Below are 23,739 nucleotides of genomic sequence, written 5' to 3'. Positions count from 1 at the left end.
ACGTGGTTGCTTGCGGTGGTGTGCGGCTGGATGCGGCGGACATGGGTTGCCTCCCCTGCGCGCGCCTTGGCGCCGGAACGGGGGCAGCGACGGAACCACGCTGGGGAGTGGGCGTTCGTCGCCGATGGCGCCGCAGGCGGCACGCAGGGGAGGGCAAGGGTGGCGAAGGCGTATCCGCCTTTGCCGTGACGGTGCGATGGCGTGCTCAACCGCATGAGCGTGCCCCGCTGAGGAAGGCGTGCTCGTTGCCGGCGTGCGCTTCCAGCGCCGCCAGTACGGCGGCGCGCACGTCGGTGGTGCTGGCGTGGCCGCCGAGGTCGCGGGTGCGCGGACCGTGCTGCAGCACATGGTCGACGGCGGCTTCCACCGCCCGGGCCTCGGTCTCCAACTGCAGCGAGTGGCGCAGCAGCAGTGCGGCGGACAGCATTGCGCCGACCGGATTGGCCACGCCCTTGCCCGCGATGTCGGGTGCAGAACCGTGGATCGGTTCGTACAGCCCGACCGCGCCTGTCCTGAGCGTAGGCGAAGCCGGAGTCGAAGGGCCCAACGAGGCCGAGGGCAGCAGGCCCAGCGAGCCGGCCAGCGCGGCGGCCTCGTCGGTAAGGATGTCGCCGAACAGGTTTTCGGTGACCACCACGTCGTAGCTGGCCGGGCGGGTCAGCAGCAGCATCGCCATCGAGTCGACCAGCTGGTGCTCCAGCACGACGTCGGGATAGTCGGCGGCCACGCGCGTGACGGTGCGGCGCCACAGCCGCGAGGTTTCCAGCACGTTGGCCTTGTCCACCGAGGTGACATGCCGGCGGCGGCCGCGCGCCAGCTCGAAGGCGCGGCGGGTGACGCGTTCGACCTCGGCCTCGGTGTACCTGCATTCGTCGGTGGCGTAGTCGGCGCCCCTGGTCTTCGCGCCGAAGTACGCGCCGCCGGTCAGCTCGCGCACGAACAGCACGTCGACCCCCTTCAGCTTCTCGTCCTTCAACGGCGACAGCGCGGCCAGCGCGGGATGCACGGTGAGCGGACGCAGGTTGGCGTACACCCCCAGGCCGGCGCGCAGCGCCAGCAGGCCCTGCTCGGGGCGCACCGTGGCGTTGGGGTCGGACCACTTCGGGCCGCCCACCGCGCCCAGCAGCACCGCGTCGGCGGCCTGGCAGGCGGCCAGCGTCGCGGCCGGCAGCGGCTCGCCGGTGGCGTCGATCGCGGCGCCGCCGGCCAGGTGCTCGTCGAACGAGAACGCGTGCTCGTAGTGCGTGGCCACGGCCTGCAGCACGGCGACCGCCGCCGCGGTGACCTCGGGACCGACGCCGTCGCCGGGCAGGGTGACGATGCGTGCCTTCATGCAGCTTGCTCCTGTTGTTCGTAATGGGCGATCAGCTCTTCGTTCTGCAGCAGGTAGCCCAGCTGATCGACGCCGTGCAGCAGGCAGTGGCGTGCGAACGGCTCCAGTTCGAAGCCGATGCGGCCGCCATCGGGCAGCGCGATGTACTGGCCCTGCACGTCGATGCTCAGCTCGACGCCGGGGTTTGCCAGCAGCCAGCGGTGCTCGGCGGGGGAGATCACGATGGCGAGCAGGCCGTTCTTCAGCGCGTTGTTGCGGAAGATGTCCGCGATCTCGCTGCACAGCACCGCGCGGATGCCGTAGTCCAGCAGCGCCCAGGGCGCGTGCTCGCGCGAGGAGCCGCAGCCGAAGTTGCGGCCTGCCACCACGATGGCGCAGCCCTTCGCCTCCGGCCGGTTGAGCGGAAACGCCGGGTTGTCGCTGCCGTCGGTCAGGTAGCGCCAGTCGTTGAAGCAGAGCCTGCCCAGGCCTTCGCGCGTAGTGGTGGTGAGGAAGCGCGCGGGGATGATGCGATCGGTGTCGATGTTCTCGTCCGGCAGCACGGCGGTGCGCGAGTGGATGCGGGTGACGGGCTTCATGCGGCTTGCTCCTGCGACAGGTACTCGCGCGGATCGGCAATCGCGCCCGCGACGGCGGAAGCCGCGGCGGTGGCGGGGCTGGCCAGCACGGTGCGCGCGCCCTTGCCCTGGCGGCCCTCGAAGTTGCGGTTGGAGGTGGAGACGACCAGCTGGCCAGGTTGCGCCAGGTCGCCGTTCATGGCGATGCACATCGAGCAGCCCGGCACGCGCCACTCGGCGCCGGCGGCGCGGAACACCTCGTGCAGGCCCTCCGCCTCGGCGTCGCGACGCACCGCCTCGGAGCCGGGCACCACCAGCATGCGTACGCCGGCGGCGACGCGGCGGCCGCGCAGCACCTGTGCGGCCTCGCGCAGGTCGGACAGCCGCGAGTTGGTGCAGCTGCCCACGAACACCACGTCCACCCTGGTGCCCTGCATGGGCTGGCCGGCGCGGCTCTGCATGTAGTCCAGCGCGCGCTGCTCCATCGCGTTGCGCGCGGCGGGCACCGGCGTATCCATCGCGATCGCCATGCCGGGATGGGTGCCGTAGGTGACGGTGGGTTTCACCGCGCGGGCGTCGATGCGCACCTCGCGGTCATACCGGGCGCCCTCGTCGGTCCGCAGCGCGCGCCAGCGCGCCACCGCACGCTCCCACGCCGCGCCCTGCGGCACGCGCGGGCGGCCCCGCAGCCACGCGAAGGTGGTTTCGTCGGGAGCGATCAGACCCGCGCGTGCGCCGGCTTCGATCGACATGTTGCACACCGTCATGCGCTCCTCCATCGACAGCTTCTCGATGGCCGCGCCGCGGTACTCGATGACGTGGCCGGTGCCGCCGTCCACGCCGATGGTGCCGATGATGTGCAGGATCAGGTCCTTCGCGCCCACGCCCTGCGGCAGCTCGCCGTCGACATGGATCGCCAGCGTCCTCGGCTTGCGCTGCAGCAGGCACTGCGTGGCCATCACGTGACCCACCTCGGTGGTGCCGATGCCGAAGGCCAGCGCGCCGAACGCGCCATGCGTCGAGGTGTGGCTGTCGCCGCAGACGATGGTCATGCCCGGCTGCGTGGCACCCAGCTCGGGGCCAATCACGTGCACGATGCCGCGCTCGGCGCTGTCCCAGCCATGCAGTTCAATGCCGAATTCGCCGCAATTCTTCTCCAGCTGCGCCACCTGCGCCTGCGCTTCCGCGTTCGCGTACGGACGTGTGCCGTCGGCGTTCGCCGGCAGGGTGGGCGTGGAATGGTCCAGCGTGGCCAGCGTGCGGTCCGGGCGGCGCAGCTTCAGGCCCCGCGAACGCAGCTCGTCGAAAGCCTGCGGCGAGGTGACCTCGTGCACCAGGTGCAGGTCGACGTACAGGATCGCCGGGGTGTCGGCGCTTTCGGGCGCGACGACGTGTGCGGCCCAGATTTTCTCGAACAGGGTGCGTGCGGCCGTCATGCCGGGATCTCCATGGAAGCAGGCTTTTCTTGACGAGTGCGGGCGTGGATGGCCGCTTCTTGAACTTCGCGGCCAGGTGCGGCTGCGCCGACCACATCCAGCCAGCCCCACTTGTCCGCGGTGCGGCCGTCGAACAGGCCGAAGAACGCCTCGCGCAGCGAGCGCGTCACCGGACCGGGTCGGCCGTCGCCGACCGGCTTGCGGTCCACCGAGCGCACCGGGGTGATCTCGGCGGCGGTGCCGGTCATGAACACCTCGTCGGCGGTGTACAGCGCCTCGCGCGGCAGCTCGCGCTCTTCCGCCGCCAGGCCCAGTTCGGCGGCCAGGGTGAGCACGCTGTCGCGGGTGATGCCGGCCAGGATGCCGGCGCTGGAAGGCGGCGTGAGCAGCTTGCCGCGCTTCACCAGGAACAGGTTCTCGCCGGCGCCCTCGGACAGCATGCCGTTCACGCCCAGCGCGATGCCCTCGTCGTAGCCGCCGCGGCGCGCCTCCAGCCCGATCAGCTGGCTGCTGAGGTAATTGCCGCCGGCCTTGGCCCAGCTGGGGATGGTGTTCGGCGCGGGGCGGTGCCACGAGGAGACGCAGACGTCGGCGCCGCGTTCGGCGGCGTCGCCGAGATACGCACCCCATTCCATCGCCATGATCGCCACCTCCACCGGCGCGCCGGGCTTCGCCAGCACGCCCAGGCCGCCGGCGCCGCGGAACACGATCGGCCGCACGTAGGCGGACTGCAGCCGGTTGGCGCGGATCACCTCGCGGCAGGCCGCATCGATCTCGGCCTCGCTGTAGCCGATCTCGATCTCGTACACCCTGGCCGATTCGAACAGGCGCCGCGTGTGGTCGGCGAGGCGGAAGTAGGCGGGGCCGTCCGGCGTGGCGTACACGCGCTCGCCCTCGAACACCGAGGAGCCGTAGTGCAGGGCATGCGTGCTGACGTGGACGTTGGCTTCGCTCCACGGTTTGATGCGGCCGTTGTGCCAGAGGAAGGGGGTGCTCATCGGGAGGCTCCCTGGGTCTTGGTGGTGCGTGGGGACGGAGTGGTCGCGTGCTGCTGTTGCTGGGCGATGCGGTTCACGATGGCCAGCGCGGCCTGCGCCGCGGCCTCGACGATGTCGGTGCTGACGCCGTGGCCGTTCCAGGCGCGACCGTCGTGCTGTGCGGAGAGCCGCGCCTCGCCCTGGGCGTCGCCGCCTTCGCCGACCGCCTGCACCTGGAAACGGGTCAGCTGCAGCGTGGTGTCGGTGGCGCGCTCCATCGCGCGCAGCACCGCATCCACCGGGCCGTCGCCCAGCGCGGCCTCGGCCACTTCGCGGCCATCGTCGTGGCGCAGCTTCACCGAGGCGGAGGCGCCGGCACCCAGGTGCGCGCTGGTGTCCAGCCGGGTCAGCCGCCACGGGCCGGCGGCATCGGGATCGCGGCCGCGCGCCAGCGCGTCCAGGTCGTCGTCGTGGATCTCGCGCTTCTTGTCGGCCAGCGCCTTGAAGCGGGCGAAGATGTCCTCCATCGCCGCGTCGTCCGGCGCGTGGCCCAGTGCTTCCAGCCGCTTGCGCAGCGCGGCGCGGCCGGAGTGCTTGCCGAGCACCAGCTTCGTCTCGGCGATGCCCACGTCCTCCGGGTGCATGATTTCGTAGGTGCCGCGGTGCTTCAGCATGCCGTGCTGGTGGATGCCCGATTCGTGCGCGAACGCGTTCTCGCCCACGATCGCCTTGTTGCGCTGCACGTTCTGGCCGGTCAGCTCGCTGAGCAGGCGCGAGGCGGGGTGGAGCTTTTTCGTGTCGATGCGGGTGTCGGTGCCGAACCAGGCGCCGCGCACCTTCATCGCCATCACGATTTCCTCCAGCGCTGCGTTGCCGGCGCGTTCGCCGATGCCGTTGATCGTGCATTCCACCTGGCGCGCACCGGCGCCCACCGCGGCCAGGCTGTTCGCTACCGCCAGCCCCAGGTCGTTGTGGCAGTGGCTGGAGAACACCACGTGCCTGCCGCACTTCACGTTGGCGATCAGCCAGGCGAAGCGTTCGGCGATCTCGGCCGGCGTCATGTAGCCCACCGTGTCCGGCGCATTCAGCGTCGTGGCGCCGGCGGCGGCGGCGGCGGAGAACACCTCGGCCAGGAACCCGGGCTCGGTGCGCATCGCGTCCTCGGCCGAGAACTCCACCTCGTGCGCCAGCGTCACGGCGCGTTCGACCCCGGCGACGGCGGCGTCCAGCACCTGCGCCTTGCTCATGCCCAGCTTGTGCTCTCGGTGCAGGGGGCTGGTGGAGAGGAACACGTGGATGCGCGAATGTTTCGCCTGCTCCAGCGCGCGGCCGGCACTGTCGATGTCGCCCGGCACGCAGCGCGCCAGCGCGCAGGCGGTGGTGTCGCGCAGCGTGGAAGCGATCTGTGCGACCGCAGCAAAGTCGTCCGGCGAGGCCTGCGGGAAGCCCGCCTCGAGCACGTCGACGCCGAGTGCCTCCAGCATCTGCGCCATGCGCAGCTTGGCGCGCCGGTCCATCGAGAAGCCGGGCGTCTGTTCGCCGTCGCGCAAGGTGGTGTCGAAGATGCGCACGTGCTCCGCGGCTACGTCGCCGCTCTCGCTCTGCTCGTTGTGCTGCGGGTTTTTCATCGCTGGCTCCGTTGCGGGACGGGCTTTCGGGCAACAAAAAACCCCGCGCCATTTCTGGTGCGGGGTTCTTCGGGTGTTTTCAGGTTCGTTTTCTAGCTACCTGGACACATGCCCTCAGCCCGCACCTCCGTTGGTAATAAGGAGTACGAGTACAAGGGCAAGAAGGAGCGCGCCGCGAAGCCGCAGCAGGCCGGCGACCGTCGCGAGGCGGGTCGTTTCGGCGTGGCTGCGGTGGCTGTTGCGCTGCGTCATGCCGTCGACACTACGGCAGCCCGTCGGAGGGTGTCAACAGTTACGTGTGAAATCTTTTTCGGGTTGGCCGGCGAAACGGTCTGGACGGCTGGACGGCTGGACGTCCGAACGGTGCGCATGCGCACCGTTCGGACGCCGGCACGGTTGGCGGTCGCGCGGGGGGCCTTCGCGCGTACGCGGCGCACGGCAAGCGCGGCGTGCACCGCCCCTGTTCGCCCGATTCCGGGCGGCGGTGGAATCGTTTTCGGCAATCGCCTGCCGGAACCCCCGTGCCACGGGCGCCTTGGGCTGGCGCCCAGGTGCGGCGCAGCGGCCGATGCTGCAACGCAAAGAGCCATGTGATGTGGTTGTCGGAACGGGCTGGTACCGCCTGCAAAGCATCTGTGCCGGAAGTCGCGTAAGCGCCGCCGCCGGATTCTTCCGCAGCGCAGCGCAACGAAGTTGATGGACTTCTTTACAAGCATTGATGAAAACGTTTACGTTCTGCCCGCCCGGCGCCCGGCGCGGACCCGGAATCAAGCGGAGATCAGGTGTGACGGCAACCATCAAGGATGTAGCGCGTGAGGCGAAGGTCTCGGTGGCCTCGGTGTCGCGCGCCCTGAACGGCGCGGGCGGCGTGACCGCGGCGACCGAGCAGCGCATCCGCGAGGCGGCGGCGCGCCTGCGCTACGTGCCGCATGGCGCCGCGCGCAGCCTGATCACCCGGCGCACGCATACCGTGGGCGCGCTGATGCCCGACCTGTATGGCGAGTTCTTCTCCGAGTTGATCCGCGGCATCGACCTGGAGGCGCGCTCGCACGGCCTGCACTTGCTGGTTTCCAGCTCGCACGACGGCGCGGACGATGCGGCGGCGGCCCTGCGGGCGATGCAGGGCCGCGTGGACGGCATCGTGATCCTGTCCTCGCCGGGGCTGGATGCGGACTTCCTCAAGACCAACCTGCCGGAAGGCCTGCCCAGCGTGCTGCTCAACAGCGACGTGAAGAGCGGCGCCGCCGCGGTGCTGAACATCGACAACTTCGCCGGTACCTATGCCATGGTGCGCCACCTGGTCGGGCTCGGGCACACGCGCATCGCCTTCATCAGCGGGCCCAAGGACAATTACGACGCCCGCCAGCGCGAGGCGGGATTCCGAGCGGCGATGGCCAAGCTCGCCCCGGATGCCCCGCTGAGCATCGTGACCGGCAATTTCGGCGAGTCGTCCGGCTACCTGGCCGGGCGCGAGCTGCTGGCGGGCAAGACGCGACCGCAGGCCGTGTTCGCCGCCAACGACATGATGGCGGTGGGTTGCCTGCAAGCCTTCAAGGAAGCCGGCCTCGACGTACCGGGCGACATCGCCCTGGCCGGTTTCGACGACATCCCGATTGCGCGCTACGTCACGCCGTCGCTCAGCACGGTGCGCGTACGTATCGCGGAATTGGGCAAGAACGCCATGGATCTGCTGGCCGACCTGATGGATCGCCCCGGGTCGTCCGCGGCATCGGTGCACACGCTCGGCTGCGACATCGTCGTGCGTGAATCCTGCGGGGCGCTTCGGGGCGGAGCCACAACCACCACAACCACAACCAAGAAGCCACGCCGTCCGTCGCGTCGATGACGGCATTGGAGGGGAGAGCATGAGCAGTCACAAGCCTTTCAAGAAGCGATTGCTGCCGGCCGCCGTCGCCATGGCGATGGTTGCCGCGGCGCCGGGCATCGTCCTGGCCCAGTCGGCGGATTCCACCTTGCGCGGGCATGCGCCGCCCGACACCACGATCACCGCCAGGAACGTGGACACCGGCGCGGTGCGCGTCACCCGGTCGAGCAAGGACGGCAGCTTCGCGCTGGTCGGCCTGCGGCCGGGCACCTACCAGGTGGATGCCGGTGCGGGAACCCAGAAGACCGTCACGCTTTCGGTGGCCTCGACCGGCACGATCGACCTGGCACCCGCCGCCGTGCCGGCGGCGGCGCCGGCCGGCACCAAGACACTGGGCGGCGTGACGGTGTCCGCGTCGACCCTGCCGGACGTCACCACCTCCGAGGTCGGCAACATCGTTTCGCTGCGCGACATCCAGGCGCTGCCGGCGGCCTCGCGCAACTTCCTGGAGTTCGCGGACATCGTGCCGGGCATGGTGTTCACGCGCAACGCGGACGGCACCACCAGCCTGCGCTCCGGTGCCCAGGCCAGCAGCAACATCAACGTGTACATCGATGGCGTCGGCCAGAAAAACTACGTGCTTTCGGGCGGCATCACCGGCCAGAACGCCAGCCAAGGCAATCCGTTCCCGCAGCTGGCGATCGGCGAGTACAAGGTCATCACCTCCAACTACAAGGCGGAGTACGACCAGATCTCCAGCGCCGCGGTGACCGCCGAAACCAAGTCCGGCACCAACGAGTTCCACGGCGACGTGTTCGGCAGCTTCACCAACACCCGCCTGCGCGCGATGACGCCGTCGGAGCAGGCGGCGCACAAGAAGACGCCGTCGCACGAGAAGGACTACGGCTTCGACCTCGGTGGCCCGATCGTGAAGGACATGGCGCACTTCTTCATCGCCTACGAGGGCAAGGAATTCGACAGTCCGACCACCGTGGTGCCCGGCGTCGTCGGCGTCTCCGCCTCCCTGCCTGCCGACGTACAGTCGCAACTGGGACCAGGGAGCCTGCCGTTCAAGGAGAACGACTGGTTCGGCAAGATCGACTTCGAGCCCACCGAGCACGATCGTTTCGAGGCGAGCGGCAAGTACCGCCACGAGACCTCCATCAGCGGCCTCGGCGGCGTGAACACCGCCACGGCGGGGCTCAACACGATCAACACCGACAAGCGCTTCGACCTGCGCTGGGATCACAGCGCCTACAGCTGGTTCAACCGCCTGCAGCTGACCTACGAGGACGCGTTCTACACCCCCACGCCGATCATCCGCGGCGCGGGCGCCACCTACACGCTGACCGGCGCGCAGCAGAACACCACCATCGTGCAGACCGGCAATTCGCCGCTGGCCCAACAAAACAAGGGCCAGAAGGGTCCGGCGATCCAGGACGACCTGACCTTCAACGACCTGCAGTGGAACGGCGACCACGTCATCAAGATGGGTTTCAAGTACAAGGCCGTGAAGCTCACCGCGCAGGACGCAGGCGACTCCAACGCGCTGTTCAGCTACGCGGTGACGCCGGCCGGCACGGAGGCGATCCCCTACCAGGTGCAGTTCGGCTCACCCACGCCCGGCATCAGCCCGGTGGCCACCAGTTCCGACAAGCAGCTCGGCCTCTACATCCAGGACGACTGGGCGGTGGACGACCACCTGACCCTGAACCTCGGCGTGCGCTGGGACTACGAGAAGACGCCGTCCTACCTCGACTACGTGACCCCGGCGAACGTGGTAGCGGCCTTCGGCATGCAGGATCCGAACGCGCCGGCCGGGCAGACCTACGCGCAGTCGCTGGCCCTGGGCGGGGTGAACATCAACGACTACATCAGCACCGGCCACAACCGCCACGCGAAGACGGGCGAATGGCAGCCGCGCTTCGGCTTCTCCTACGACATCAACGGCGACCAGCGGCACGTGGTCTTCGGCGGCGTCGGCCGCTCCTACGACCGCGACCTGTACGAATCGCTGCAGGTGGAACAGACCAAGCAGTCGCTGTCGCAACCCACGCTGCTCTTCAACACGCCGGACGTGCCCTGCACGGTCGGCGTGAACAACTGCTACGCGTGGAACCCGGCCTACCTCAGCATCCCGACCCTGCAAGGCCTGGTGGCCGGTAGCAACAAGGGCAAGGAAGTCGACCTGGTCACCAACAACCTCAAGGCGCCGTATTCCGACCAGTTCAGCATCGGCATGCGCAACCAAGTGGGCGACTGGAACACCAGCGCGACGCTGGCCTACATCACCAGCCATGACGGCCTGGTTTACACGCTGGGCAACCGCTATCCGGACGGCAGCTTCTGGCAGAACGGCAGCCAGCCCTGGGGCAACGGCATTCCCGGCTTCGGCAGCCTGATCATCGGCAACAACGGGCTGGAGACGCGCACCAAGCAGCTGCTGCTGTCGGCCGAGAAGCCGTACACCAAGGAATCGCACTGGGGCGCGACGATCGCCTACACCTATTCGGACACGGAACAGAACAACGACAACGCCGACCCGACCGACCAGTATGCGTTCGACTACGAGTGGATCGGCAACTATCCGTTCACCTCGTCCGGCGTAGCCAAGCACCGCCTGGTGATGACCGGCACGCTGGACGGTCCGTGGGGCTTCACGCTGGGCGCCAAGCTGACCCTGGCCACGCCGATCCCCGACCTCAACCTCGCCTGCTTCGGGGCGCCGGCCACCAACGTGGACAGCGGCGGCATTGCCGGCAGCGGCTGCCGCTCGGTGGCGATCGCGCCGCCGGGCAGCGGGCGCTTCCTGATCGGCGGCAAGATCTTCGGCTACCGCGACCTGGACTTCCAGGCGACCAAGAACTTCAAGATCTACGGCAACCTCAACGCCTACGTGCGTTTCGACCTGATCAACGCGTTCAACTGGCACAACTACGTCAACTACGTGGAGAACTTTGGATCGAACGGCGTGATGAACAGCCAGCCGGTGACCTACTACCCCATCGGCGACATCACGGGGTATCCGCGCACGGTCAAGCTCCAGATGGGCATAAGCTTCTGACGGCGTGGCCGGGGCGCCTCGCGCGCCCCGGCTGCCCCGTTGGATCGCTCCCTGCCGTCGAGACGCCCCATGACCGACCTGCGCATCAAGCACATCGTCATTGCCGGCGGCGGTACCGCTGGCTGGATGGCCGCCGCGGCATTCGCCAAGGTGCTGGGCAAGGATTGCTCGATACACCTGGTGGAGTCGGAGGAGATCGGCACGGTGCGCGTCGGCGAAGGCACCGTGCCGCACCTCAAACTGTTCAACGACCTGCTCGGCATCGGCGACGTCGAATTCATCCGCAACACCCAGGGCACGTTCAAGCTCGGGGTGCAGTTCAACGACTGGGCGCGGCTGGGCGACAGCTACATCCACGGCTTCGGCGAGATCGGCCACGACATCAGCCTGCTGCCGTTCCACCAGTTCTGGATCAAGGCCAGGCAGCGTGGCGTGGCCCGGGACATCGGCGCCTATTCGATCAACACGGTGGCGGCGCCGCGCGGCAGGTTCATGCCGTCGGCGACCGACGTGCCGAAGGATTCGCCGCTGGCGAACATCGCCTACGCCTACCACTTCGACGCGGGCCTGTACGCGCGGTTCCTGCGCCGTTACGCCGAGCAGCGCGGCGTGCGGCGCACCGAAGGCAGGATCGCCAGTGTCGAACTGCGGCCGGACGACGGTTTCGTGGCGGCGCTGGCGATGGAGGGCGGCGAGCGCATCGAGGGCGACCTGTTCATCGACTGCTCCGGCTTCCGCGGGCTGCTGATCGAACAGGCCTTGCACACCGGCTTCGACGATTGCTCGCACTGGCTGCCCTGCGACCGCGCGGTCGCAGTGGGCTGCGAGCGGGTGGGCCCGCCCACGCCATACACGCGCGCCACCGCACGGCCGGCCGGCTGGCAATGGCGCATTCCGCTGCAGCACCGCACCGGCAACGGCCACGTCTACTGCAGCGCCCACATGAGCGACGACGAGGCCACCGCCCTGCTGCTGGCGAACCTCGACGGCGCCCCGCTGGGTGAGCCGCACCGGCTGCGTTTCACCACCGGCATGCGCAAGCGGGCGTGGAACCGCAACGTGGTCGCGCTGGGGCTGGCCGCCGGCTTCCTGGAGCCGCTGGAGTCCACCAGCATCTACATGATCCAGTCCGGCATCGCACGCCTGCTGGAGATGTTCCCGCAGCGGGACTTCAGCCCGGTGCTGGCCGATCGCTACAACGCGCGTTCTCGCTTCGAGTACGAGCGCATCCGCGATTTCCTGATACTGCACTACCACGCCACCGAGCGCGACGACACACCGTTCTGGAACGCCTGCCGCAGCATGTCGATTCCGGCGCAGCTCGACGACTACATCCGCCTGTTCCGCGACAGCGGGCGTTTCTACCGCGACGGTGAGGAGATGTTCTCCACGCCGAGCTGGGTGCAGGTGATGCTGGGCCAGCGCATCATGCCGCAGGGCTACCATCCGTTGGTGGACCAGATGCCGGAGCAGGATCTCGCCGGCTTCATGGCCAGCGTGGGACAGGTGGTGGACACCTGCGTCGAGGCGATGCCCATGCACCAGGCCTTCATCGACAAGGTCTGTCCGGCGCCGGCGATGGAGACCGCCTGATCGAGGGCGTTCGTGTTGAGCGTAGCGGAACAAAGTTCCGCGAAGTCGAAACACGCGGTTTCCCCGGATGCCCGGCCCTTCGACTTCGCACCTTCGGCGCTACGCTCAGGGCGAACGGGTTTTGGAAAGCTCCTGCTGATTCCTGTTAAGTGACACGAGGTTCGCATGTCTTCATCCCGATGGCGCCATTTGCACGTCCTCGCGGCGGCCGCCCTGGCGGTGCTCGTCGCCGGCACGCCGCTGCGCGCCGGGCAAGCGATCGCGCCGCCGCAACCCGACACCCTGAGCTACCGGCAGCTGGCGCCCGCGCAGAAAGCCTTCGTCGACGACCTCGAGCGCCGCACCTTCGACTGGTTCTGGCAAAGTGCGGACCCGTACACCGGCCTGGTGCCGGACTCGTGGCCGAACCACACCTTTTCCTCCATCGCCGCGATCGGCTTCGGCCTGACCGCCTACGGTGTCGGGGTGGAGCGCGGCTACGTCAGCCGTGAACAGGCAGTGCAGCGCACGCTGGCCACGCTGCGCTTCCTCGCCGCCGCGCCGCAGAACGACGGCGAGGACGACACCGCCGGCTACCACGGCTTCTTCTACCACTTCCTCGACATGCACACGGGGCGTCGCTACGGCCGCCAGGTGGAGCTGTCCAGCGTGGACACCACCTTGCTGATGGCTGGCGTGCTGTTCGCCGAGAGCTACTACGATCGCGGCACGCCGCAGGAGCGCGAGATCCGCCGGCTCGCGGACCAGCTCTACCGCGCGGTCGACTGGCCGTGGATGCAGGTGCGCAAGCCGCTGATCAGCATGGGCTGGACGCCGGGCGGCAAGTTCATCGATGCCGACTGGCAGGGTTACGATGAGGGCAAGCTGGTCTACCTGCTAGCGCTGGGTTCGCCCACGCATCCGGTGGGCGCGGATGCGTGGGCGGCCTGGTGCGCCACTTATCCGCGCGACTGGGGCCAGTTCGAGGGCTATACCTTCCTCAACTTCGCGCCGCTGTTCGGCCACCAGTACACCGAGGCCTGGGTGGACTTCCGCGGCATCCGCGACGCCTGGAGCCGCGCGCACGGGCTGGACTACGCGGAGAACGGCCGGCTGGCCGCGTACGCGCAGCGCGCCTATGCCATCGCCAATCCCGGCCACTGGACCGGCTACGGCGCCGAGGTGTGGGGGCTGACCGCCAGCGACGGGCCGGGCGACGTCACCGAGAGTTCGCCGCAGGGCGTGCGCCGCTTCAGCGCCTACATGGCGCGCGGCGCCGGGCTGGACGAGATCAACGACGACGGCACCATCGCGCCCACCGCGGCCGGCGGCTCGATCGCGTTCGCGCCATCCATCGTGCTGCCCACCCTGATGGGGATGAAGCAGCGCTACGGCCGCTACATCTACGACCGCTACGGCTTCGTCGATGCCTTCAACCCGAGCTTCCATGGCGCGTCGACGGACGGCCACACCTATCCCGGCTTCGGCTGGGCCGACAACCAGCAACTGGGCATCGACCAGGGGCCGATCCTGCTGATGATCGAGAACTGGCGCAGCGACCTGGTGTGGAAGGTGATGAAGAAGAACCCGTACATCCGCCGCGGGCTGGAACGCGCCGGCTTCAGCGGCGGCTGGCTGGAACGCCGCTGAGGCAGCGCGCATGGGCATGGGCACAGCGAAGAGCGCGTGGCGGCGGTGGGCGGTCATCGCCGCCGCGCTGTGCCTCGCCGGCTGCGCCGGCCGGCACGACGAGACCCTGGTCTTCTGGACCTTCGGGCCCGAGGGCGACGCTGTCGCCAGGTTGTTGCCGGACTTCGAGCGGGCGCATCCGGACATCCGCGTCGAAGTGCAGCAGCTGCCGCTGAGCGCGGCGCACCAGAAGCTGCTCACCGCCATCGCTGGCGGAACCACGCCGGACATGGCGCAGCTCGGCAACAGCTGGCTGCCGGAACTGGTCGCGTTGCACGCGCTGGCACCGCTGCAGCAGCGCGTCGCCGGCTCGGCGATCGTCGCGGCGCCGGACTATTTCGCCAGCATCTGGAACACCAACGTCAGCGGTGGCCGGCTTTACGGGGTCCCCTGGTATGCCGACACGCGCCTGCTGTTCTATCGCGGCGACCTGTTGCGTCAGGCCGGCTTCGACGCGCCGCCGCGCGACTGGGCCGAGTGGCGACGCATGCTGGCCGCGCTCAGTCACCCTGAACGCAAGGTCTACGGCATCCTGCTGCCGACCAACGAATACGAGCAGCTGCTGTCGCTGGCACTGCAGCAACCCGATCCCTTGCTGCGCGACGATGACCGCTACGGCAACTTCGAAAGCCCCGGCTTCAAGCGGGCATTGACCTTCTACGTGGACACCTTCCGCCTGCGGCAGGCGCCGATGGTCACCAACGTGGAAGTGGGCAATCCCTGGGAGGAATTCGGCCGCGGCATCTACGCGTTCTACCTGTCGGGGCCGTGGAACATCGGCGAGTTCCGCAAACGCCTGCCGGCGAGCCAGCAGGCCGAGTGGTCCACCGCGCCGCTGCCTGGGCCGGACGGTCCCGGCGCCGGCCTCGCGGGCGGCGCCAGCCTGGTGCTGTTCCGCGCATCGAAGCACCAGCGGGAGGCCTGGGCGCTGGTCGAGTACCTGTCGCAGCCGCAGGTGCAGCGGCGCTTCTACGAGCTGACCGGGGACCTGCCGCCGCGCCGCAGCAGCTGGGACAGCCCGCTGCTGCGCGACGACGCGCAGGCGCGCGCCTTCCGCGAACAGCTCGAACGGGTGAAGGGCACACCCGCCGTGCCCGAGTGGGAACGCATCGCCGACATGATGCAGCAGGTCGCCGCGCGCGCCGTGGCGGGCGAACTGACGGTGGACCAGGCCGCGGCGACGATGGATCGCCAGGCTGACCGCATCCTGGCCAAGCGGCGTTCGCTGCTCGATCGTGCGGAGGCGCGGCGATGAACGCGCCGATGAAGTCCGCACCGATTCCTGCACCCTCCCCTGCGCGCAGGGGAGGGCCGGGGCGGGGCCGCTCTTCCCGCAAGCGCGAAACCGATCCCCGCGCGGAGCAGTGGGCATGAACACGCGTCGGGCCGCGTGGCTGTTCCTCGCACCCGCGCTGCTGGTGCTGGGCGTGTTCTTCCTGATCCCGGTGCTCGGCGCGCTCGCCCTGAGCTTCACCGACTACGACCTCTACGCGCTGGCCGACCTGCACAACCTGCGCTTCGTGGCGCTGGGCAACTACTGGGCGCTGCTGCACCGGCCGGCGTTCTGGGCGGCGCTGGGGCACACGTTCTATTTCGTGGTGGTGGGCGTGCCCTTGTCGCTGGCCGCGTCGCTGGGCGCGGCGCTGCTGCTGCATTCGCCGCTGGCGCGCGGCAGGGCATTCTTCCGCACCGCGCTGTTCGCCCCGGTGGTGACCACGGCGGTGGCGATGGCGGTGGTGTGGCGCTACCTGTTCAACACGAAGTACGGCTGGGCCAACCATCTGCTCGGCGCGCTGGGGGTCCATCCGGTGGACTGGCTGGGCGACCCGCACTGGGCGATGCCCACCATCATCCTGTTCGCGGTGTGGAAGAACTTCGGCTACAACATGATCATCCTGCTCGCCGGGCTGCAGGCGGTTCCCGTCGAGCTGTACGAGGCGGCTCGCATCGACGGCGCCTCGGCCTGGCGGCAGTTCCGCCACGTCAGCCTGCCGATGCTGCGGCCGACCCTGCTGATGGTGGCCATCCTCACCGTGTCGGGCTATTTCCAGCTGTTCGCCGAGCCCTACGTGATGACCGAGGGCGGCCCGCTGCAGAGCACCACCAGCGTGCTGTACCTGATGTACGAGGACGGCTTCCAGTGGTGGAACCTCGGCACCGCGGCGGCCGAGGCCTTCCTGCTGTTCCTGGTGATGTTCGCGGTGACCGCGGCGATGCTGCGGCTGTCGCCCGGGGCGCGGGCAGGGGAGGCGGCGTGAATCCGCGGCTGGCGAAGGCGCTCGTCAACGGCCTGTTGCTGGGCGGCGCGCTGGTCGCGCTGTTCCCGCTGGCATGGATGCTCGCGGTGTCGTTCATGCCGGCCGGTACGTCCAATGCGCTGCCGCCGCCGCTGTGGCCGGCGCATCCCACGACGGACAACTACCGGCAACTGTTCGAACGCGCCGGCATGTGGCGCTACCTGCTGAACAGCCTGCTCATTTCCGGTGCGATCACCCTGCTGTCGCTGGGCTGCAACCTGCTGGCCGGCTACGCCTTCGCCAAGCTGCGCTTCGCGAGGCGCGAGCGGCTGTTCCGCATGCTGCTCGGCCTGCTGGTGGTGCCGGCGCAGGTGGCGATGCTGCCGCTGTTCCTGATGTTCAAGTACGCCGGCCTGGTGGACACCTACGTGGGCGTGGTACTGCCGGGCATGGCGACGGTGCTGGGGATCTTCCTGGTGCGCCAGTACGCACGCGGCCTGCCCGACGAGTTGCTGGAGGCGGCGCGCATCGACGGTGCGGGCGAACTGCACATCTTCGTGCGCATCGTGCTGCCGCTGCTGCGGCCGGTGGTGGCAACGCTGGCGATCCTCACCTTCCTCACCGCCTGGAATGACTTCATGTGGCCGCTGATCGAGCTGACCGGACAAGGCCACTACACGCTGCCGCTGGGACTGGCCTCGATGGCGCGCGAGCACACCGAGGGCACCGAGCAGATGATGGCCGGCTCGGTACTCACCGTGCTGCCGGTGTTGCTGCTGTTCCTTTCCATGCAGCGGCATTACCTGGACGGGTTGTTGATGGGGAGCGTGAAGGGATGAGGGCTGGCATGCGCCCCGGCCCGCACATCCCGCCTCTCCGGCTTGCGGGACTTCCTGTTTCTGCCTGTCCACCAACAGGTTCGTCGTTGAGGGGACGGGGTTGGTGTGAGGGGGTTTTTGTCTCTGCGTTCGCGCGGGTTTCGAAGCGGTTTCGTCTGCCTGCCGGCAGCCGAGCTACTTTTCTCTTGCGTGGCCAAGAGAAAAGTAGCCAAAAGAGAAGGCCACCCCGCGGCGTCGCTTGCCGCCCTTCCATAGGCGGCAAGTCCGTGAGGCGTGGCCGGGCTTTTCGAGCGGGCTCCTGCCCGCGCGAAAAGGCGAGACCGTCCGTGGTCTCGCCCGCTGCGCGGCCTGGTCGTCCCCACCTCACCGTCGCCGAGGGGCCCCAAAAGCAGGCGCGCATCGTGCGCGCCAGAAGCGAAAGCGCGGCACGCTTGCGGTGCTCCGCTTTGGTTGTTGCTTCTGCGCGCCGGGAGCGCGCTGCTCTACCCGGGGCCCCTATGGCGCGGCGGGCGGGCGAAGGAAAGCCCGCAGGGTGGCCGGCATGGAAGCCGGCCAGTTTTTCGCCGGCACAGGAGTTGCCGTCGAAAAACCCCGTAGCCCGCCCGCGTACCCGCAGGGCAGGAAGCCCGGAGGGCGCGCCATCGGGGTGGCCTTTCTCTTGGGTTACTTTCTCTTTGTCCACGCAAAGAGAAAGTGACTCGGGCGCCGGCAGGCGCTCGAAACCGCTTTGTCGCTTGCTCAGTCGCCGCGCAAAAGACACCTCCCGCAGATGCAGGGGAGAAGACGTGTGCGCCTCAACTGATTCGAGTCCCCTTGCCCGGATCGAAGAAATGCAAGCGTTGCGTGGCAATGCCAAGCCGCACCGTCTCGCCGGGTGCGCAGGCGAACCCCGGCGGCGTGCGCGCGACCAGCGCCGAATCCCCGTGGCGCAGGTTGAGGATGACCTCGTTGCCCACCGGTTCCAGTACTTCCAGCCGCGCTTCCAGCGCTGCGCCGGGGTCGCCGGCAGCGAGCGGGTGAAGGTCTTCCGGGCGCAAGCCGAGGATCACTTCGCGGCCGCGCCAGCGATCGAATGCGTCCATCTGCGGTGGCGTGCCAAGCGGGATGGCGCCCCCGGCGGTGGCCAGCGCGAGGCCGTCGCTCGCTTGCAGCACGCCGCGCAGCAGGTTCATCGCGGGGCTGCCGAGGAAGCCGGCCACGAACAGGTTGGCGGGGCGTTCGTAGAGCTTCATCGGCGTGTCGATCTGCTGGATCACGCCGCGGTCGAACACCACGATGCGCTGGCCCAGCGTCATTGCCTCGACCTGGTCGTGCGTGACGTAGACGGTGGTGGTACCGAAGCGGTGGTGCAGCCGCGCGATCTCCACCCGCATCGCCAGGCGCAGCCGCGCGTCGAGGTTAGACAGCGGTTCGTCGAGCAGGAAGACCGCGGGCTGGCGCACCATCGCACGGCCCAGCGCCACACGCTGGCGCTGGCCGCCGGACAGCGCGGCGGGGCGGGCGTCCAGTTGCTGCTCCAGTTCCAGCACGCGCGCCACGTCGCCCACGCGCCGTGCGACCTCCGCGCGCGGGGTGCCGCGCAGACGCAGGCCGAAGCCGAGGTTCTCGGCCACCGTCATGTGCGGGTAGAGCGCGTAGTTCTGGAACACCATCGCGATGTCGCGATCCTTCGGCGCCACCTCGTTCACCACGCGGCCGCCGATGCGCAGCGTGCCGGCGCTGACGGTTTCCAGCCCCGCGATCATGCGCAGCAGGGTGGTCTTGCCGCAGCCGGAAGGACCGACCAGCACCAGCAGCTCGCCGTCGCCGACGTCGAAGCTGGCGTTCGCGACGGCGACATGGCCGTTCGGATAGACCTTGCGCACGTGGTCGAGACTGACGGTGGCCATCGGCGTTGCGTGCTCTCTGGTGGTGGTCGCGGCGCGGTGGTCGCCGCCGCGGAAAAGGGAGTGCATCCCGGGACGGCGTTCGGCTATTCTCGGGATGTAATCGATTACATCAAGCCGCAGTGCGGCATTCGAGAGTTTCGCAAGCCATGACCCGACGCTACCGCTTTCCGGACGGCTTCCTCTGGGGCGCGGCCACCTCCGCCTACCAGATCGAGGGTTCGCCGCTGGCGGACGGCGCCGGACCCAGCATCTGGCAGCGTTTCGCGCACACGCCGGGGATGATGGCGGACGGCGACCACGGCGACGTGGCCTGCGACCACTACCGCCGCTACCGGGACGACGTGCAGCTGATGCGCGCGCTGGGCCTGCGGAGCTACCGCTTCAGCGTGAACTGGGCGCGCGTGCTGCCCGGGGGCACCGGGCGGGTCAATCCGCAGGGCCTGGACTTCTACGCGCGACTGGTCGACGAGCTGCTGGAAAACGGCATCGCCCCGAACGTCACGCTGTTCCACTGGGACCTGCCGGCGGCGCTGGACGACCGCGGCGGCTGGCTGAACCGCGACAGCGCACACTGGTTCGCCGAATACGCGGCGACGATGTTCAAGGCGCTGGACGACCGCGTGCCGCAGTGGACCACCCTCAACGAGCCGTGGGTGGTGGTCGACGGCGGCTACCTGCGCGGCGCGCTGGCGCCGGGCCACCGCAACCTGTACGAGGCGCCGATCGTCGCCCACAACCTGATGCGCGCCAGCGGTGCCGGCATCCAGGCGTATCGCGCGCACGGCAGGCACGCGATCGGCGTGGTGTTCAACATCGAGCCGAAGTACCCGGCCTCCGGCAGCGCGGAGGACCTCGCCGCCACGCGGCGCGCGGATGCCTACATGAACCTGCAGTTCGCCGATCCCGCCCTGCTCGGCAGCTACCCGCCCGAACTGCGCGAGGTGTACGGCGAGGCATGGCCGGACTTCCCCGCGGACGATTTCCGGCTCACCAGGCAGCCGGTCGACTTCGTCGGGCTCAACTACTACACGCGCGCGGTGGTGCGGCACGACGCCGATGCCTTGCCGCTGCGCGCCGCGCCGGTGTACCAGCCGCACCGCACCCACACCGAGACCGGCTGGGAAGTGTACGAACAGGGCCTGACCGACATGCTGGCCGGTTTCCGCCAGCGCTACGGCGACATCCCGCTCTACATCACCGAGAACGGCGCGGCTTTCTACGACCCGCCGGTGGTCGATGGCGACGTGCTGCAGGATCCGCTGCGCACGGACTATCTGCGCCGGCACCTCCAGGCCGCGCACCGCGCCATCGAGGCCGGCGTCGATCTCCGCGGCTACTACGCGTGGTCGCTGCTGGACAACCTGGAGTGGTCGCTGGGCTACGCCAAGCGCTTCGGCCTCTACCACGTCGATTTCGCCACCCAGCAGCGCACGCCCAAGGCCAGCGCGCAGCTCTACGCGCGGGTGATCGCGAGCCACGGCGAGGCACTGGACCAGGCATGAACCGCCGAACGACAGGCACGATGAGGACGAACCGATGAAAGCGAAATGGACGCTGTTGCGCGCCACGCTGGGCCTGCTGGCCGCGTGCCTGCTCACCCCGGGATTCGCGCAGGCCGCGCCCGCGGCAGGCGATGTGGTGCGGATCCACATCGACGCGAAGGCGCCGGGTGCGCCGTTCCCGCACTTCTGGGAGCAGATGTTCGGCTCCGGCCGTGCCGTGCTGGCGCTGCGCGACGACTACCGCAACGATCTCGTCCGGGTGAAGCAGGCCACAGGTTTCGGCTACGTGCGCTTCCACGGCATCTTCGATCGCGAGGTAGGTCTGTTCCATTTGGGCCAGAACGGCCAGCCGTTCTACAACGCCGCCGATAAGTCGGGCACTGACGGGCAGCCTGTCTACAACTTCTCGTACGTGGACCAGATCTACGACGGCCTGCTGGAACGCGGCGTGCGCCCGTTCGTGGAACTGGGCTTCATGCCGGACGCCATGAGCTCCGACCCCAAGGCTCTGCAGGACTTCTGGTACCACCCGAATGTCGCGCCGCCCAAGGACTACGCGCTGTGGGACGGCATGATCCGCGCCTTCGCGCAGCACCTGGTCGCGCGCTACGGCATTGACGAGGTGTCGAAGTGGTACTTCGAAGTGTGGAACGAGCCGAACATCGGCTTCTGGGCGGGCAACCCCAAGATGCCCACGTATTTCACCCTGTACGACCACACCGCGCGTGCGCTGAAGTCGGTGAGCCCCCGCCTGCGCGTGGGTGGCCCAGCCACGGCGCAGGCCGCCGAGGTCGCCGACTTCCTCAAGCACGTGCACGACGCGAACGTGCCGGTGGATTTCGTCAGCACCCACGTCTACGGCGACGACACCGCGGACAATGTGTTCCACACCCGCGAGAACATCCCGCGCAAGGACATGGTGTGCCGCGCGGTGGACAAGGTGCACAAGGAGGTGCTGGCCTCGCCATACCCGAAACTGCCGTTCATCATGAGCGAGTTCAACGCCTCCTACGCCAACCTGCCCAACGTCACCGACACGGTGTACATGGGCCCGTGGCTCGCCAACACCATCCGCGCCTGCGCGGGCAAGGTGGACGCGATGAGCTACTGGACGTTCTCCGACGTGTTCGAGGAAGGCGGCGTGGTGCGTTCGCCGTTCTACGGCGGCTTCGGCCTGATCGCCGAGCGCAACATCCCCAAGCCGGCCTTCAATGCCTTCGCGATGCTGCACAGGCTGGGCGACGTGCGGCTGCCGGTGCCCTCGGATTCCGCGCTCGCCACCCGCCGGGCCGACGGCACGCTGGTGCTGGCCCTTTGGAACTACGCGCCGCCGGTGGGCGACACCGCCAGCTATACCGCCGGCAAACCGAAGGGCGACATCAAGCACTTCGAGGTCGATCTGTCCCGGCTGCCGGCGGGCGCCACGGCGACGATATGGCGCCTGGACGAAACACACGGCAACGCGATCGCCGGCTTCGACAAGATGGGGCGCCCGGCCTTTCCCTCGCGCGAGCAGATCAGGCAGCTGCGCGCCGCCGGCAGGATGGCCGCGCCGGAACAGGCCGCGTTGCACGGCGGCAGGCTTGGCCTCGACATTCCGCCACAGGGCCTGGTGGTAGTCGAAGTGCGCTGAGCACCCATCGTGGATCCGCTCGATCGCCCTGTCTGGGCCAGCCTCTCCGGCCTGCATGCGGAGCTGGCGTTGGGTGGCGCGCTGGCGAAACGCTACCGGCCGGAGATCAACCGGTTCGCTTCCGCGCGCGATGACAGTGATGAGGCACTGGCGGCGCTGGCCGCGCTGGTGTCGTCCGCGGAGCCGGTGTTCGTGCTGCAGGTGCCGGCTATCCGCATCCCGCCGGGCCTGGCGGCCGGCAGGACCGCGCTGGGAGTGCAGATGGTCGCCACCGAGCCTGTCGCTGCGGAGGCGGGGGGTGGGAAAGTGCTGCCGCTGGGCGACGCGGACGCCGCAGAAATGCTGGCGCTGGCCACGCTCACCGCGCCGGGGCCGTTCCTGCGCGAGACGCATCGCATGGGCCGTTTCGTCGGCATCCGCGTCGGCGGTCGGCTCGTCGCGATGGCCGGCGAGCGCTTCCGCTTCCCGGGGTACACCGAGGTCAGCGGCGTATGCACGCATCCGGACTTCCGCGCCCGTGGGCTGGCCCGGCGCCTGTCCCGGCACGTGGCGGCCGGCATCGCCGCGCGTGGCGATACCGCCTTCCTGCATGCGTGGAAAACCAACGCGGCGGCGATCCGCCTCTACGAGACGCTGGGTTTCCGCCTGCGTTGCGAGGTAAACGTGGCCGTGCTCGGCGCACTGTCCGGGTGATCCCGGCCGGACGGCGCTGCCGGCGCCGGGCCGGCGGCCGCTCCCCGGCCGCCCCCCTCGCAGGCTTCCGTCGTTTCCGGCCATGCAAGTCGTCCCCAGGCGGCGCGCGTTGTCGTCCCGTGCCGACGACCGTTGACGGGGAAGGGCGATTTCACACCGATTTACGTCTTGCCGGTTCACAATATGCTAACGTCAAGGTCACAGATTTGGGGGGATGACCATGAAGCACCTCATCGTGCTCGTTGCGCTGCTGTTGGCCCTTGTAGTAAGCGGTTGCGCGGCAGTGACGCCGTCGACCCAGCCGCCGAAGGTCAACGCCGACGCCATGGCGGTCAGCAACTACCGCATCGGCGTGGATGACCAGCTGCAGGTGTCCGTGTGGCACAACCCCGACCTCAGCGTGTCGGTGCCGGTGCGTCCGGACGGCAAGATCACCGTGCCGCTGATCGGCGACGTGCAGGCCGGCGGGCAGACGCCCGAGGAAGTGGCCGCGGTCATCCGCGACAAGCTCAAGGCCTACGTGCGCGACCCGCAGGTCGCGGTGATCCTGACCCAGCTGCGCAGCCATGAATACCTGGCCCGCGTGCGCGTCACCGGCGCCGTGCGCACGCCTGTCTCGCTGCCTTATCGCCCGGGCATGACCGTGCTCGACGTGGTGCTCGCCGCAGGCGGCGTCACCGAGTTCGCCTCGCCGGACCGCACCGAGCTTTATCGTCACGCCGGCCAGGGAGACAGCCAGGCCTACGCGGTGCGCCTGGGCAAGATCCTCAACAACGGCGACCTGGCCACCAACTATCCGTTGCAACCCGGTGACGTGATCACGGTGCCGCAGCGCAACTTCTGAAAAGACGCGAAGGGGGCCTCA

The 23,739-nt window shown here is 69.0% G+C and carries 17 protein-coding genes; 11 read left to right on the top strand and 6 right to left on the bottom strand.

All coding sequences use genetic code 11. The annotated features are described in order from the left end of the window. Positions 1 to 205: 205 nt before the first annotated feature. From leuB to AC2EWF_RS17665, 5 genes are read right to left on the bottom strand one after another with little or no spacing between them, the layout of a single operon-like run. A complete protein-coding gene (leuB, locus tag AC2EWF_RS17685; protein ID WP_483640714.1) occupies positions 206 to 1,333 on the bottom strand; it encodes a 3-isopropylmalate dehydrogenase in 1,128 nt (375 codons plus the stop codon). Further along, positions 1,330 to 1,911, bottom strand: coding sequence for a 3-isopropylmalate dehydratase small subunit (leuD, locus tag AC2EWF_RS17680; protein ID WP_483640713.1), 582 nt, complete (start codon positions 1,909 to 1,911; stop codon positions 1,330 to 1,332). The genes leuB and leuD overlap by 4 nt, the downstream gene beginning before the upstream one ends. Next, the gene (gene leuC, locus AC2EWF_RS17675; RefSeq protein ID WP_483640712.1) at positions 1,908 to 3,326 is read right to left on the bottom strand and encodes a 3-isopropylmalate dehydratase large subunit; all 1,419 of its coding nucleotides are present in this window, start codon (positions 3,324 to 3,326) and stop codon (positions 1,908 to 1,910) included. The genes leuD and leuC overlap by 4 nt, the downstream gene beginning before the upstream one ends. Beyond that, complete coding sequence (locus AC2EWF_RS17670) at positions 3,323 to 4,324, bottom strand: branched-chain amino acid transaminase (protein ID WP_483640711.1); 1,002 nt, start codon at positions 4,322 to 4,324, stop codon at positions 3,323 to 3,325. Before AC2EWF_RS17670 ends, leuC begins: the two co-directional genes overlap by 4 nt. Further along, positions 4,321 to 5,931 carry a 2-isopropylmalate synthase gene (locus AC2EWF_RS17665; RefSeq protein WP_483640710.1) on the bottom strand — a complete coding sequence of 537 codons (1,611 nt, stop codon included), beginning with the start codon at positions 5,929 to 5,931 and terminating at the stop codon, positions 4,321 to 4,323. The genes AC2EWF_RS17670 and AC2EWF_RS17665 overlap by 4 nt, the downstream gene beginning before the upstream one ends. A 784-nt stretch (positions 5,932 to 6,715) precedes the next feature. Here AC2EWF_RS17665 and AC2EWF_RS17660 point away from each other — a divergent pair. The 7 genes from AC2EWF_RS17660 to AC2EWF_RS17630 all read left to right on the top strand — a co-directional run bounded on the left by AC2EWF_RS17660 (position 6,716) and on the right by AC2EWF_RS17630 (position 17,157). Next, positions 6,716 to 7,777, top strand: coding sequence for a LacI family DNA-binding transcriptional regulator (locus AC2EWF_RS17660; RefSeq protein WP_483640709.1), 1,062 nt, complete (start codon positions 6,716 to 6,718; stop codon positions 7,775 to 7,777). A gap of 19 nt (positions 7,778 to 7,796) precedes the next feature. Then, positions 7,797 to 10,820, top strand: a complete 3,024-nt coding sequence (locus AC2EWF_RS17655; RefSeq protein WP_483640708.1) for a TonB-dependent receptor — start codon at positions 7,797 to 7,799, stop codon at positions 10,818 to 10,820. Between the two features lie 69 nt (positions 10,821 to 10,889). Then, positions 10,890 to 12,413 (top strand): tryptophan halogenase family protein, encoded by a 1,524-nt coding sequence (locus AC2EWF_RS17650; RefSeq protein WP_483640707.1) that lies wholly within the window; start codon positions 10,890 to 10,892, stop codon positions 12,411 to 12,413. A gap of 165 nt (positions 12,414 to 12,578) precedes the next feature. Beyond that, complete coding sequence (locus tag AC2EWF_RS17645) at positions 12,579 to 14,042, top strand: glucoamylase family protein (RefSeq protein WP_483640706.1); 1,464 nt, start codon at positions 12,579 to 12,581, stop codon at positions 14,040 to 14,042. Positions 14,043 to 14,058: 16 nt separating this feature from the next. Further along, positions 14,059 to 15,336 (top strand): sugar ABC transporter substrate-binding protein, encoded by a 1,278-nt coding sequence (locus AC2EWF_RS17640; protein ID WP_483640770.1) that lies wholly within the window; start codon positions 14,059 to 14,061, stop codon positions 15,334 to 15,336. Between the two features lie 115 nt (positions 15,337 to 15,451). Continuing rightward, positions 15,452 to 16,339, top strand: coding sequence for a carbohydrate ABC transporter permease (locus AC2EWF_RS17635; protein WP_483640705.1), 888 nt, complete (start codon positions 15,452 to 15,454; stop codon positions 16,337 to 16,339). Then, positions 16,336 to 17,157, top strand: a complete 822-nt coding sequence (locus tag AC2EWF_RS17630; protein ID WP_483640704.1) for a carbohydrate ABC transporter permease — start codon at positions 16,336 to 16,338, stop codon at positions 17,155 to 17,157. The genes AC2EWF_RS17635 and AC2EWF_RS17630 overlap by 4 nt, the downstream gene beginning before the upstream one ends. A gap of 794 nt (positions 17,158 to 17,951) precedes the next feature. Here AC2EWF_RS17630 and AC2EWF_RS17625 read toward each other — a convergent pair. Then, positions 17,952 to 19,046 carry an ABC transporter ATP-binding protein gene (locus tag AC2EWF_RS17625; RefSeq protein WP_483640703.1) on the bottom strand — a complete coding sequence of 365 codons (1,095 nt, stop codon included), beginning with the start codon at positions 19,044 to 19,046 and terminating at the stop codon, positions 17,952 to 17,954. A gap of 146 nt (positions 19,047 to 19,192) precedes the next feature. Between AC2EWF_RS17625 and AC2EWF_RS17620 the strand changes: the two genes are divergently transcribed. The 4 genes from AC2EWF_RS17620 to AC2EWF_RS17605 all read left to right on the top strand — a co-directional run bounded on the left by AC2EWF_RS17620 (position 19,193) and on the right by AC2EWF_RS17605 (position 23,718). Further along, complete coding sequence (locus AC2EWF_RS17620) at positions 19,193 to 20,548, top strand: GH1 family beta-glucosidase (protein ID WP_483640702.1); 1,356 nt, start codon at positions 19,193 to 19,195, stop codon at positions 20,546 to 20,548. Between the two features lie 34 nt (positions 20,549 to 20,582). Continuing rightward, entirely contained in the window at positions 20,583 to 22,181 is a 1,599-nt protein-coding gene (locus AC2EWF_RS17615) for a GH39 family glycosyl hydrolase (protein ID WP_483640701.1), read from the top strand. A gap of 9 nt (positions 22,182 to 22,190) precedes the next feature. Further along, positions 22,191 to 22,874: a GNAT family N-acetyltransferase gene (locus AC2EWF_RS17610; protein WP_483640700.1), complete on the top strand. Its 684-nt coding sequence runs from the start codon at positions 22,191 to 22,193 to the stop codon at positions 22,872 to 22,874. Positions 22,875 to 23,094: 220 nt separating this feature from the next. Next, positions 23,095 to 23,718 carry an XrtA/PEP-CTERM system exopolysaccharide export protein gene (locus tag AC2EWF_RS17605; RefSeq protein ID WP_483640699.1) on the top strand — a complete coding sequence of 208 codons (624 nt, stop codon included), beginning with the start codon at positions 23,095 to 23,097 and terminating at the stop codon, positions 23,716 to 23,718. Positions 23,719 to 23,739: the final 21 nt, after the last annotated feature.

Source organism: Rhodanobacter sp. sgz306013 (genome assembly GCF_057031145.1).
Note: the sequence above shows the minus strand (reverse complement) of the source record. Positions and strands in the feature narration are given on the sequence as shown.